General features: G+C 50.6%; 10 protein-coding genes. 3 read left to right on the forward strand and 7 right to left on the reverse strand.

Annotated features, from left to right (window positions below):
* Positions 1 to 5: 5 nt before the first annotated feature.
* The 7 genes from ppiD to bolA form a co-directional block, all read right to left on the reverse strand.
* Positions 6 to 1,877, reverse strand: coding sequence for a peptidylprolyl isomerase (gene ppiD, locus HBM92_RS18080; RefSeq protein ID WP_000969418.1), 1,872 nt, complete (start codon positions 1,875 to 1,877; stop codon positions 6 to 8).
* Positions 1,878 to 2,068: 191 nt separating this feature from the next.
* Positions 2,069 to 2,359 carry a nucleoid-associated protein HU-beta gene (gene hupB / locus HBM92_RS18085; protein ID WP_254892905.1) on the reverse strand — a complete coding sequence of 97 codons (291 nt, stop codon included), beginning with the start codon at positions 2,357 to 2,359 and terminating at the stop codon, positions 2,069 to 2,071.
* Between the two features lie 190 nt (positions 2,360 to 2,549).
* Complete coding sequence (gene lon / locus HBM92_RS18090; RefSeq protein ID WP_001295325.1) at positions 2,550 to 4,904, reverse strand: endopeptidase La; 2,355 nt, start codon at positions 4,902 to 4,904, stop codon at positions 2,550 to 2,552.
* Between the two features lie 187 nt (positions 4,905 to 5,091).
* The gene (gene clpX / locus HBM92_RS18095; protein ID WP_000130305.1) at positions 5,092 to 6,366 is read right to left on the reverse strand and encodes an ATP-dependent protease ATP-binding subunit ClpX; all 1,275 of its coding nucleotides are present in this window, start codon (positions 6,364 to 6,366) and stop codon (positions 5,092 to 5,094) included.
* 125 nt (positions 6,367 to 6,491) lie between these two features.
* On the reverse strand, positions 6,492 to 7,115 hold the full coding sequence (gene clpP / locus HBM92_RS18100) for an ATP-dependent Clp endopeptidase proteolytic subunit ClpP (RefSeq protein ID WP_000122253.1): 624 nt from the start codon (positions 7,113 to 7,115) through the stop codon (positions 6,492 to 6,494).
* A 245-nt stretch (positions 7,116 to 7,360) separates the two neighbouring features.
* Entirely contained in the window at positions 7,361 to 8,659 is a 1,299-nt protein-coding gene (tig, locus tag HBM92_RS18105; protein WP_001198388.1) for a trigger factor, read from the reverse strand.
* A gap of 343 nt (positions 8,660 to 9,002) precedes the next feature.
* On the reverse strand, positions 9,003 to 9,320 hold the full coding sequence (gene bolA / locus HBM92_RS18110) for a transcriptional regulator BolA (protein ID WP_000973448.1): 318 nt from the start codon (positions 9,318 to 9,320) through the stop codon (positions 9,003 to 9,005).
* Positions 9,321 to 9,624: 304 nt separating this feature from the next.
* Between bolA and HBM92_RS18115 the strand changes: the two genes are divergently transcribed.
* From HBM92_RS18115 to cyoA, 3 genes are all read left to right on the forward strand, one after another.
* The gene (locus HBM92_RS18115) at positions 9,625 to 10,203 is read left to right on the forward strand and encodes a lipoprotein (RefSeq protein ID WP_001295326.1); all 579 of its coding nucleotides are present in this window, start codon (positions 9,625 to 9,627) and stop codon (positions 10,201 to 10,203) included.
* Positions 10,204 to 10,246: 43 nt separating this feature from the next.
* Positions 10,247 to 11,722, forward strand: coding sequence for a muropeptide MFS transporter AmpG (gene ampG, locus HBM92_RS18120; protein ID WP_000098433.1), 1,476 nt, complete (start codon positions 10,247 to 10,249; stop codon positions 11,720 to 11,722).
* 458 nt (positions 11,723 to 12,180) lie between these two features.
* On the forward strand, positions 12,181 to 13,128 hold the full coding sequence (cyoA, locus tag HBM92_RS18125; RefSeq protein WP_001239436.1) for a cytochrome o ubiquinol oxidase subunit II: 948 nt from the start codon (positions 12,181 to 12,183) through the stop codon (positions 13,126 to 13,128).
* Positions 13,129 to 13,143 lie beyond the last annotated feature (15 nt).

The following is a 13,143-nucleotide window of genomic DNA, read 5'->3' on the forward strand; positions in this document are numbered from 1 at the left end:
CAGGATTATTGCTGTTCCAGCGCATCGCCAATTTTGATTTTCGCCTCTTTACGCAGGTTACTCATCAGAGCTTCAAAGACGATTTGTGCGTTGTTCTGGGTGATACCCTGCACCATCGCTTTTTTCTGATCTTCCGGCATTGAACCTTGTTTCACTTCATCCAGCGCCAGCAGAACCACATTACCTTGCATATCGGTCGCCATACCGTAGCTCGGTTTGTCTTTCGCTGGCAGTGGCAGTGCAAACGCAGCCTGGCTAATCGGGTCACGACCGGAACGGCTTAAGGTTTTCGGCTCGCCAAATTTCAGACCGGCAGCCTGCATAGCTTCCGCACCTTTGCCGGCTTTCAAATCAACCAGCAGTTTCTCAGCATCCACTTTCGCCTGTTGTTCAGCTTTGTTGTGCTGAACCAGTGCCTTAACTTGTTCCTGAACATCTGCCAACGGTTTCACCGCTTCCGGTTTGTGCTCGCTGATGCGCAGCACGAATGCGCGGTCGCCGTCTACGGTGATGATGTCAGAGTTGATGCCCGGCGCGCCGTTTTCACCTACCAGACCGCCGTTGAAGATAGCGTCGGCAACTGGCTTGAAGTTCAACTCTTCCGGCAGGTTATCTTTGCTGAACCAACCCGTCTGAGTGGCTTTAACGCCGGCAGCTTGCTCTGCACCGGCCAGAGACTCGGTGTCGTTGCTTGCCGCATCGCTCACTTTCTGCTGCAGCGCGTAGTACGCATCGAGGGCTTTTTCGTGTTTCACTTTCGCCGCAATGTCGTCACGTACTTCGTCTAACGATTTCACTTTCGCTGGCTGAATGTCGTCCAGACGCACAATCAGGAAACCGACCGAAGATTTGATAACACCAGACAGTTGGCCTTTTTCTTTCAGACCAGCATTTTTCAGTTCGTCCGGGATAGTGGCATCTTCTAACCAACCCATATCACCGCCGTTGCGGGCAGAGATAATATCGGCAGATTTTTCTTTGGCTAATGCAGCAAAATCACCGCCCTTATTCAGCTCATCAAGTACCGCTTTCGCTTCATCTTCAGTTTTGGTCTGGATGATGCTGTAACGGGTACGCTGCGGCTGGGTGAATTGATCCTGATGCTGATCGTAGTAGCTCTGGATATCCGCATCGCTAACCGGTTGCTGCATCGTCGCGGCATCCAGCTTGATGTAACTCACGCGGAATTGTTCCGGCGTCATGAAATTGTTTTTGTTTTGTTCGTAGTAGCTGGCAATTTCCTGTTCGGTCACAGGCTGCTTCGCCGCCAGCGCGTTAACATCGATAGTCGCTTCACGCACCACGCGTTGTTGAGCTACCAGTGCCGCCAGCTCGTCGGTTTCACCTTTCAGCATAAAATCGGTACCGGCAACGCCGTTAATCAGCTGTTGGGTAGTGAGCTGGTTACGCAGCGCCTGGGCGTACTGATCGGCGGTCATCCCCATCTGGTTGAGGATACCGTTATAGCGGCTGTTATCAAATTTGCCGTCAACCTGGAAGGCTGGGGTCGCGAAAATCGCCTGTTTAACCTGCTCATCGCTGATACCCAGTTTCAGCTCACGAGCGTACTGATCCAGAAGCGCCTCGTCGATCAGACGATTCAGCACCTGTTGACGCAGGGTTTTCATATAGCCTTCGTTCGCTGCCAGCTCGGAGTATTGATCGCCCAGCTGTTGCTGCATGCGATTACGCTCGCTGTTGAAGGCGTTCTCGAATTGCCCACGGCTGATTTCCTGGTCATTCACTTTTGCGGCGTAGTTATTGCCTCCGCCAATCAGGTAACCAGTCACGCCGGTCAATATGAACGACACGATAATGATACCGAAAATAATCTTGAGCACGAGACTGTTTGCAGCCGTGCGTAAGCTGTCCATCATGGTGTAACAACACTCCGCTGTAGATGACTGTGTACCTCACGCAACGTATCGATGCGCGCAAAGGCCTATTGTGACAAGAAACGGGGGCAATTGTCAGCCCACAAGACGCAGAAAGTCACCGAATACAAATAAAAAAGGCACATCAGTAGATGCGCCCTTGAACTTCGTCACATCCCCACTGGGGACAACGCTTAGTTTACCGCGTCTTTCAGTGCTTTACCTGCACGGAAGCTCGGTACTTTAGCAGCAGCGATGGTGATCTCTTTACCGGTCTGCGGGTTGCGGCCAGTACGGGCAGCACGCTCTTTAACGGCAAAAGTACCAAAACCTACCAGTGCTACATCATCCCCTTCTTTCAGAGATTCAGTTACGGAAGCAATAATAGCATCTAACGCACGGCCAGCCGCAGCTTTAGAGATATCAGCCCCTGCAGCAATCTTGTCGATCAATTGAGATTTATTCACTCTTCTCTTCCTCTTTATAATTTATATCGCACTTGAATCCTTCAAGGTACGAACGCGCAGCAGTTATATCAGGCCAGCCATCCCCTTACAACACCCCTTAATAAGGGCAAGCCCGATCCGCCATCTAACTTAGCGAGACAAAAAAAGGCTGGCAAGCCCGAATTAGCCTGCCAGCCCTGTTTTTATTAGTGCATTTTGCGCGAGGTCACTATTTTGCAGTCACAACCTGCATGCCAGACGGTTCATTTTGTAGCGCCAGAGTCAGAACTTCCTCAATGCGCTTCACAGGATGAATGTCCAGATCGGCAATTACGTTGTCAGGAATCTCTTCCAGATCGCGTTTATTTTCGAACGGAATTAACACTGTTTTAATCCCGCCGCGATGCGCTGCCAGTAGTTTTTCTTTCAAACCACCGATCGGCAGTACCTGACCACGCAGAGTGATCTCACCGGTCATTGCCACATCGGCACGAACCGGGTTACCGGTCAGGCAAGAAACCAGCGCGGTGCACATGGCAATACCGGCACTCGGACCATCTTTCGGCGTCGCACCTTCCGGTACGTGGACGTGGATGTCACGTTTTTCGTAAAAATCAGGGTTGATCCCCAGTTTTTCCGCACGCGCACGAACCACTGTTAACGCCGCCTGAATAGACTCCTGCATCACTTCGCCGAGCGAACCGGTATAGGTCAGTTTACCTTTCCCCGGAACGCACGCGGTTTCAATGGTCAGCAAGTCACCGCCCACTTCCGTCCACGCCAGACCGGTTACCTGGCCGACACGGTTTTCGTTATCCGCGCGCCCATAGTCGAAACGCTGAACACCGAGGTAGTCATGCAGGTTATCTCCGTTAATTTCGATATGTTTTAATGACTTATCGAGCAGTAACTGCTTAACCGCTTTGCGACACAGTTTGGAGATTTCACGCTCCAGACCACGCACGCCCGCCTCACGGGTGTAGTAACGAATAATGCCGATAATGGCGCTATCGTCGACGGTCAGCTCACCTTTTTTCAGTGCATTACGTTCAATCTGCTTCGGCAGCAGGTGACGTTTGGCGATGTTCAGTTTTTCATCTTCGGTATAACCGGAGAGGCGAATCACTTCCATACGATCCAGCAGCGGTGCCGGAATGTTCATGGAGTTCGACGTAGCGACAAACATTACGTCGCTGAGATCGTAATCCACTTCCAGGTAGTGGTCGCTGAACGCTACGTTCTGCTCTGGATCCAGCACTTCAAGCAGTGCGGAGGCCGGATCGCCACGCATGTCAGAAGACATTTTGTCGATCTCATCGAGCAGGAACAGCGGGTTTTTCACGCCCACTTTCGCCATTTTCTGGATCAGTTTACCCGGCATAGAACCGATGTAAGTACGGCGGTGACCACGGATTTCCGCTTCATCACGCACGCCGCCCAGCGCCATACGGACATATTTACGCCCGGTGGCTTTGGCGATGGACTGACCCAGGGAGGTTTTACCTACCCCCGGCGGCCCTACCAAGCAGAGGATCGGTCCCTTGATTTTGTTGACACGGCTTTGAACCGCAAGATACTCAAGGATACGATCTTTCACGCGCTCCAGACCATAATGGTCGGTATCAAGGATTTCCTGCGCCTGACGCAGGTCTTTTTTGACCTTGCTACGCGCATTCCACGGCACCTGTACCATCCAGTCGATATATCCACGCACTACGGTCGCTTCTGCCGACATCGGAGACATCATTTTCAGCTTCTGCAGCTCTGCTTCCGCTTTCTCTTTTGCCTCTTTCGGCATCTTCGCCGCGTCGATTTTGCGCTTCAGGGCTTCGTTTTCGTCCGGCGCGTCGTCCATTTCACCGAGTTCTTTCTGAATAGCTTTCATTTGCTCGTTCAGATAGTACTCACGCTGGGATTTCTCCATCTGCTTTTTAACGCGGTTGCGAATGCGTTTCTCAACCTGCAGCAGATCGATTTCCGATTCCATCATTGCCATCAGATATTCCAGACGTTCGTTAACGTCGGACATCTCCAGAACGGACTGTTTGTCAGCCAGTTTCAGCGGCATATGTGCAGCAATGGTATCCGCCAGACGCGCCGGATCGTCGATGCTATTCAGCGACGTCAGCACTTCTGGTGGGATTTTTTTGTTTAGCTTGATGTAGCCTTCGAACTGGCTGATTGCAGTACGCACCAGCACTTCCTGTTCCCGCTCATCAATGGTCGGCGACTCCAGATACTCCGCCTTCGCAGAAAAGTGTTCGCCATTGTCAGAGAGCGCAGAAATACGCGCGCGCTGTAACCCCTCGACCAGCACTTTGACGGTGCCGTCAGGCAGTTTCAGCATCTGCAATATAGAGGCCACGGTCCCGACAGTGAAAAGATCGTTTACACCCGGCTCATCCGTTGAAGCTTCTTTCTGCGCGACCAGCATAATTTTTTTATCATGGTCCATCGCCGCTTCCAGACAACGGATGGATTTTTCCCGCCCGACAAATAAGGGGATGACCATGTGCGGATAAACCACCACATCGCGCAGCGGCAATACGGGGATTTCAATGCGTTCAGAACGCTCAGGATTCATAGAGCTCTCTCTTAGTTTAATTTCCGCCAGGTAATCAGATGACACGACTGTGCTTCACGCCATCTATTAACATGTACGTCAGTATATGGGGATGTTTCCCCCACATTCAACGCCGAGAATAGAGGAAAAATTAAAGGGGAGATAAAATCCCCCCTTTTTGGTTAACTAATTGTATGGGAATGGTTAATTATTCACCAGATGCCTGTTGCGCTTCCGGCTTACCATAAATCAGCAACGGTTTGCTTTGACCATCAATTACCGACTCGTCGATAACCACTTTTTCGACATCTTCCATGGACGGCAGATCGTACATGGTATCGAGCAGTGCGGCTTCTACGATGGAACGCAGACCACGGGCACCGGTTTTACGCGCCATCGCTTTCTTAGCGATAGCATCCAGCGCCTCGTCACGGAATTCCAGATCCACGCCTTCCAGATTAAACAGCGCCTGATACTGCTTGGTCAGGGCGTTTTTCGGCTCTTTGAGGATCTGAATCAGAGCTTCTTCGCTCAGTTCATTCAACGTTGCGACAACCGGCAGACGACCAATGAACTCAGGGATCAGACCAAACTTGATCAGATCTTCCGGTTCAACCTGCGCCAGCAGCTCGCCTTCGCTTGCTTTGTCGGACTTCGCTTTTACCGTCGCGCCAAAACCAATGCCGGAACCGGTTTCTACACGATGGGAAATCACTTTATCCAGACCGGCAAACGCACCGCCACAGATAAACAGGATCTTAGAGGTATCAACCTGCAAGAATTCCTGTTGCGGATGTTTACGCCCACCTTGCGGCGGAACAGCAGCTACCGTACCTTCGATCAGTTTCAACAGTGCCTGCTGTACGCCTTCACCGGAAACGTCTCGGGTAATGGACGGGTTGTCTGACTTACGAGAAATCTTGTCAATTTCATCGATGTAGACAATCCCGCGCTGCGCTTTCTGTACGTCGTAATCGCACTTCTGCAACAGCTTCTGAATGATGTTTTCAACGTCTTCGCCCACATAACCGGCTTCGGTCAGCGTGGTTGCGTCAGCCATGGTGAACGGAACGTCCAGCAGGCGCGCCAGCGTTTCGGCCAGCAGCGTTTTACCGGAACCGGTCGGACCGATCAGCAGAATGTTACTTTTGCCCAACTCGACGCCATTGCTGGTATCTCCGTTGCGCAGACGTTTGTAGTGGTTGTATACCGCGACCGCCAGCACTTTTTTCGCCTGTTCCTGACCGATAACGTAATCGTCCAGGTGGTTGCGAATTTCATGCGGCGTCGGTAGCGCACTGCGTTCACGATGCGGTGCAACTTCTTTAATCTCTTCGCGAATGATGTCGTTACATAAATCAACACATTCGTCGCAGATATACACGGATGGACCGGCAATCAGCTTGCGCACTTCATGCTGGCTTTTGCCGCAAAAAGAGCAATACAGCAATTTGCCTGAGCCATCTTTGCGTTTATCTGTCATGGGTCAAAACCTCTTCTTTGTTCTTTGTGCCGCACACGACGACGCAAATGCCATTCTCAGGCGCAAGCCGCTTACAGCGTTGTGCCGCCCTGGATAAGTATAGCGGCACAGTTGCGCCTCTGGCATCAATTACGATGGGTCAGAATCGAATCGACCAGACCGTATTCCACCGCTTCAGGGGCAGAAAGGAAGCGATCGCGCTCGGTATCACGTTCAATCTGTTCTAATGATTGACCCGTATGAAGCGCCATAAGTTCATTCATGCGCCCTTTAACTTTCAGAATTTCACGGGCATGAATTTCGATATCGGTCGCCTGGCCCTGGTAGCCGCCCAACGGCTGGTGAATCATCACGCGCGAATTCGGCAGGCAGAAACGTTTACCTTTTGCCCCTGCAGTCAGCAAGAAAGCACCCATCGAGGCCGCCTGGCCCATACAGATGGTGCTGACATCAGGCTTGATAAACTGCATGGTGTCATAGATAGACATCCCGGCAGTAATCACCCCGCCTGGAGAGTTAATGTACAGATAGATATCTTTTTCTGGGTTTTCTGCTTCCAGGAACAGCATCTGCGCCACAATCAGGTTAGCCATGTGATCTTCAACCTGGCCAGTCAGAAAAATGACGCGTTCCTTAAGTAGACGAGAATAGATATCAAAAGAGCGCTCACCTCGTGAGGTCTGTTCAATGACCATCGGCACCAGCGCCATATGGGGTGCAAAGTTATCTCGTTCGCCGCTGTATGACATTTCCGTCTCCTGGATAAAATTGAAAAAACCTGCTGTACCGATTGTAACCTTATGGACGGATTATCAGCTAGTCCCTGTGTTATGGGTACGGCATCACCATATTTCAAGCATAACAATCTTTTGTTGTTACGCTAACACCGAAAGAGGCTTTTCGCACGGTTCCATGCAAAATTCATGACAAAAAAAAGCCCACCACCTGGCGGTGACGGGCCTTTGTGCGAATTTAGCGCGTTATGCTACGTAAATTACGCCTGCTGGTTCATCAGCTCGTTGAAAGTGGTTTCTTTTTCAGTCACTTTCGCTTTCGCCAGTACAGCTTCAACAGCCTGTTCTTCCAGAGCAACATTGCGCATGTTGTCCATCAGTTCTTTGTTTTTGCTGTAGAACTCGATAACTTCTTTCGGATCTTCGTACGCAGAAGCCATCTCTTCGATCAGGCCTTTCACGCGCTCTTCGTCAGCTTTCAGCTCGTTGGTGCGGATAACTTCGCCCAGCAGCAGGCCAACAACTACGCGGCGTTTAGCCTGTTCTTCGAACAGTTCGCGCGGCAGTTCCAGAGCTTGTTTTTCGTTGCCACCGAAACGCTGTGCAGCCTGGCGACGCAGAACGTCGATTTCGCTGTCGATCAGCGCAGCCGGTACGTCGATGTCGTTAGCTTTTACCAGACCTTCGATCGCCTGAGACTTAACGCGGTTACGGATGGCGCTCTTCAGCTCGCGCTCCATGTTTTTACGCACTTCAGCGCGCAGACCTTCTACGGAACCATCTTCAACGCCGAAACGTTTGATGAATTCTTCAGTCAGTTCCGGCAGTTCACGCTCTTCAACTTTCTTCAGGTTGATAGCGAATTTCGCTGCTTTACCTTTCAGGTTTTCTGCGTGGTACTCTTCCGGGAAGGTCACGTCGATGGTGAACTCTTCGCCAGCTTTGTGGCCTTTGATACCGTCTTCAAAGCCCGGGATCATACGACCCTGACCCATCGCCAGTACGAAATCAGACGCTTTACCGCCTTCGAACTCTTCGCCGTCAACAGAACCGGTGAAGTCGATGGTCACACGGTCTTCTGCTTCAACAGCGCCGTCTTTTTCTTTCCAGGTTGCCTGCTGTTTACGCAGAGTATCCAGCATGCCGTCAACGTCAGCGTCGGTCACTTCAACGATCGGTTTTTCAACTTCGATCGCTTCCAGACCCTGCAGTTCAACTTCCGGATAAACTTCAAACTCTACAGAGTAGGTGAAGTCTTCACCCAGCTTGTATTCGCCCGGAACATAGGTCGGTGCGCCAGCCGGATTGATTTTTTCTTTAATGATGGCGTCAATGAAGTTACGGCTCATCAGGTCGCCCAGGACGTCCTGGCGTACAGACGCGCCATAACGCTGAGCAACGATATTCATTGGCACTTTGCCTTTGCGGAAGCCGTCAATACGTACTTTTTTCGCAACGTTGACCAGCTCGCTTTTAACAGCGGTCTCGATGCTGTCAGCAGCGATAGTAATCGTTACACGGCGGCCAAGGCCTTGAGTGGTTTCAACTGAAACTTGCATCTTGTTACCTCAAAAAATCACAGTGCTCGGTCAACTCTTACCCCGCAAGCACAGGTTGTTGGCTTCGCGGAACCGGGATGTTCTTATAATCAATCACATTCCCTGTTACCAGAATCATCCCGAAAGCATTCAAATAGGACGCGGCATTATAGCGGCATCACTTTTATGAGTCGAGAACGGTTATTGCGCGCTGTCGCGTATTTTTTCACAATTCCCGGGCGATTTTCGTCTGAATGCTGGGCAAAAAGCGCAAAATCCAGACAAAACAAAACGGCCCGCAGGCCGTTTTTCATAAAATCTTTAGCAACATACTGGAAAAGCGCCGACAGTTGCAAATGCGTTTTTACGCGATGCTTCCTGCTCCACGACAGGGAGGAGAGGCAAAGACGGTGTCCTGCAACCCTTCCCACTCCTTAATAGTGTAAGTATGCAGAGCCAGCGCATGAACGGTAGTAGAGAGTTCCTCCGCTAAAGTACTGTAAATCATTCGATGACGATTCAGAAAACGTTCACCCGTAAAACGATCGCTGACCAGCACAACTTTAAAATGGCTTTCAGAGCCGGCTGGGACATTGTGACGATAGCTTTCATCCACTACTTCGAGGAATACGGGTTGGAACGCCGCCCTTAATTTTTCTTCTATCCGCTCACGTATCATCATGAAATATCTCCTCCGACAACGCTGAGATGTCATCCATCCCTTTAAATACTAGCCGCTTTTACCGTTTCCATTGCAGCTTAACAACAAATATTTAGGTTTCGTCCTGGTTTTTCCGTCAAGCGTATGAAGTTTACTGATTTAAAGATTGAAACACAGGCCTCGCATCAGCGTTTCTTTTACCAGGGGCGATTATTTCGTCAACATGATGAATTTACATGCCTTACCCACTTCCCCTCGCCGTTGGCAATGTTATGATGGCGGGAATTTTTACCAAACACGCTTAAGAGTCTCTGAGAGCCCGAACATGTTCAAAAAAATCCTCTTCCCGTTAGTTGCTCTGTTTATGCTTGCAGGATGCGCAAAACCGCCAACAACTATCGAAGTTTCCCCGACGATTACACTGCCACAGCAGGATCCAAGCCTGATGGGCGTCACCGTAAGCATTAATGGTGCCGATCAGCGTACCGATCAGGCGCTGGCAAAAGTCACCCGCGATAATCAAATCGTTACCCTGACCGCCTCCCGCGATCTGCGTTTCCTGCTGCAAGAAGTGCTGGAAAAACAGATGACCGCCCGTGGATACATGGTTGGTCCGAATGGCCCGGTTAATCTGCAAATCATCGTTAGCCAACTGTATGCTGACGTGTCCCAGGGCAACGTGCGCTACAACATCGCGACCAAAGCGGATATCGCCATCATCGCTACCGCGCAGAATGGCAACAAAATGACCAAAAACTATCGTGCCAGCTACAACGTTGAAGGTGCATTCCAGGCCTCCAACAAAAATATCGCCGATGCGGTTAACAGTGTGCTGACCGATACCATCGCTGATATGTCTCAGGACACCAGCATCCACGAATTCATCAAGCAGAACGCGCGTTAATTTCTGCCCTCTGGCCCGGTGCAAGCCGGGCCTGTAGACACCCATGTCCAGTCAATATTTACGTATTTTTCAACAGCCGCGTTCAGCCATATTGCTGATCCTGGGTTTTGCTTCCGGGCTACCGCTCGCCCTGACGTCCGGCACCTTACAGGCCTGGATGACGGTCGAGAATATCGATCTCAAAACCATTGGTTTCTTCTCTCTGGTAGGCCAGGCTTACGTTTTTAAATTCCTCTGGTCACCACTGATGGACCGCTACACGCCCCCATTTTTCGGGCGGCGGCGCGGTTGGCTGCTCGCCACGCAAATTCTGTTATTAGTCGCCATTGCGGCGATGGGTTTTCTCGAACCAGGCACCCAGCTCCGCTGGATGGCGGCACTGGCGGTGGTGATCGCTTTTTGCTCTGCCTCCCAGGATATTGTCTTCGATGCGTGGAAAACCGATGTGCTCCCGGCAGAAGAACGTGGTGCGGGCGCGGCAATCAGCGTGCTGGGTTACCGTTTAGGGATGCTGGTTTCCGGCGGCTTAGCCCTGTGGCTGGCAGATAAATGGCTGGGCTGGCAGGGCATGTACTGGTTGATGGCGGCGCTGTTGATCCCCTGTATTATCGCGACGTTGCTTGCACCAGAACCCACCGACACCATTCCTGTGCCCAAAACGCTGGAACAAGCGGTTGTTGCACCTCTGCGAGATTTCTTTGGTCGCAATAATGCCTGGCTTATTTTGCTTCTTATCGTGCTGTATAAGCTGGGCGACGCATTCGCTATGAGCCTGACAACCACGTTTTTGATTCGCGGCGTCGGGTTTGATGCGGGTGAAGTAGGCGTGGTTAACAAAACGCTTGGCTTACTGGCGACCATTGTTGGCGCATTGTACGGTGGGATTTTGATGCAGCGCCTGTCGCTGTTCCGTGCACTGCTGATTTTCGGCATTTTACAAGGTGCATCTAACGCCGGTTACTGGCTGCTGTCGATTACTGATAAGCATCTCTACAGCATGGGTGCAGCCGTCTTTTTCGAAAACCTCTGTGGCGGGATGGGTACATCAGCCTTTGTCGCGCTGTTAATGACGCTGTGTAATAAGTCATTTTCCGCTACTCAATTTGCCCTGCTCTCAGCGCTTTCTGCTGTAGGGCGAGTTTATGTCGGCCCCGTGGCGGGTTGGTTTGTTGAAGCACACGGCTGGTCGACATTCTATCTATTCTCCGTCGCCGCTGCCGTACCAGGGCTTATTTTGCTGCTGGTTTGCCGCCAGACGCTTGAATATACACGAGTAAATGACAACTTTATCTCCCGTACCGAATATCCTGCAGGTTATGCCTTTGCCATGTGGACACTGGCGGCGGGCATCAGCCTGTTGGCCGTGTGGTTACTGCTGTTGACAATGGACGCGCTGGATTTGACGCACTTCTCTTTCCTGCCTGCGCTGCTGGAAGTCGGGGTTTTAGTCGCCCTTTCTGGCGTTGTGCTTGGTGGTTTGCTGGATTATCTGGCGCTACGAAAAACACATCTGATGTAATCTGTAATATTATTTAGCTGTAGTAATCACTCGCCGTAATTATTACGGCTAAATAAACATCAGCATCGCTTATTAATATTTGTTCTTTTGTGCGGCTTAGCGTTTGGAAATTATTGACGCAATTTATGAATTCTATTTTTCTTACACGATTCAGCTAATGAGTCCTTATTTTCTCACCACCCAGTTGTCACCTCAATGATAATTATTTGTTAAATAATTGTTTTATTTTATATTGATTATACCAATTGCCCGCCCAAACTCCTTCTGCACTCCCCTTTCGTTATAACGCCCTTTTGCAACAGCTTCTTAAAATCAACTTGATATGTTTTGCAACATATGTGACCTGACAGCCAAATCCAAGTAACAGGAATTTAATCATGTTTACAGTAATGTAACCTTCCCGTAAAATGCCCACACACTTTAAACGCCACCAGATCCCGTGGAATTGAGGTCGTTAAATGAGACTCAGGAAATACAATAAAAGTTTGGGATGGTTGTCATTATTTGCAGGCACTGTATTGCTCAGTGGCTGTAATTCTGCGCTGTTAGATCCCAAAGGACAGATTGGTCTGGAGCAACGTTCACTGATACTGACGGCATTTGGCCTGATGTTGATTGTCGTTATTCCCGCAATCTTGATGGCTGTTGGTTTCGCCTGGAAGTACCGTGCGAGCAATAAAGATGCTAAGTACAGCCCGAACTGGTCACACTCCAATAAAGTGGAAGCTGTGGTCTGGACGGTACCTATCTTAATCATCATCTTCCTTGCGGTACTGACCTGGAAAACCACTCACGCTCTTGAGCCTAGCAAGCCGCTGGCACACGACGAGAAGCCCATTACCATCGAAGTGGTTTCCATGGACTGGAAATGGTTCTTCATCTACCCGGAACAGGGCATTGCTACCGTGAATGAAATCGCTTTCCCGGCGAACACTCCGGTGTACTTCAAAGTGACCTCCAACTCCGTGATGAACTCCTTCTTCATTCCGCGTCTGGGTAGCCAGATTTATGCCATGGCCGGTATGCAGACTCGCCTGCATCTGATCGCCAACGAACCCGGTACTTATGACGGTATCTCCGCCAGCTACAGCGGCCCGGGCTTCTCAGGCATGAAGTTCAAAGCTATTGCAACACCGGATCGCGCCGCATTCGACCAATGGGTCGCAAAAGCGAAACAGTCGCCGAACACCATGTCTGACATGGCAGCGTTCGAAAAACTGGCCGCGCCTAGCGAATACAACCAGGTGGAATATTTCTCCAACGTGAAACCAGACTTGTTTGCTGATGTGATTAACAAGTTTATGGCTCACGGTAAGAGCATGGACATGACCCAGCCAGAAGGTGAGCACAGTGCACACGAAGGTATGGAAGGCATGGACATGAGCCACGCGGAATCCGCCCATTAAAGGGGTTGAGGAAGA

The organism is Escherichia sp. E.sYA108, assembly GCF_011754335.1.
GTDB lineage: Bacteria > Pseudomonadota > Gammaproteobacteria > Enterobacterales > Enterobacteriaceae > Escherichia > Escherichia coli.

Coding starts and splice junctions, on each gene's coding strand:
- ppiD (WP_000969418.1), bottom strand. CDS start 1,877: ATGATGGACAGCTTACGCACGGCTGCAAACAGTCTCGTGCTCAAGATT.
- lon (WP_001295325.1), bottom strand. CDS start 4,904: ATGAATCCTGAGCGTTCTGAACGCATTGAAATCCCCGTATTGCCGCTG.
- clpX (WP_000130305.1), bottom strand. CDS start 6,366: ATGACAGATAAACGCAAAGATGGCTCAGGCAAATTGCTGTATTGCTCT.
- clpP (WP_000122253.1), bottom strand. CDS start 7,115: ATGTCATACAGCGGCGAACGAGATAACTTTGCACCCCATATGGCGCTG.
- tig (WP_001198388.1), bottom strand. CDS start 8,659: ATGCAAGTTTCAGTTGAAACCACTCAAGGCCTTGGCCGCCGTGTAACG.
- bolA (WP_000973448.1), bottom strand. CDS start 9,320: ATGATGATACGTGAGCGGATAGAAGAAAAATTAAGGGCGGCGTTCCAA.
- HBM92_RS18115 (WP_001295326.1), top strand. CDS start 9,625: ATGTTCAAAAAAATCCTCTTCCCGTTAGTTGCTCTGTTTATGCTTGCA.
- ampG (WP_000098433.1), top strand. CDS start 10,247: ATGTCCAGTCAATATTTACGTATTTTTCAACAGCCGCGTTCAGCCATA.
- cyoA (WP_001239436.1), top strand. CDS start 12,181: ATGAGACTCAGGAAATACAATAAAAGTTTGGGATGGTTGTCATTATTT.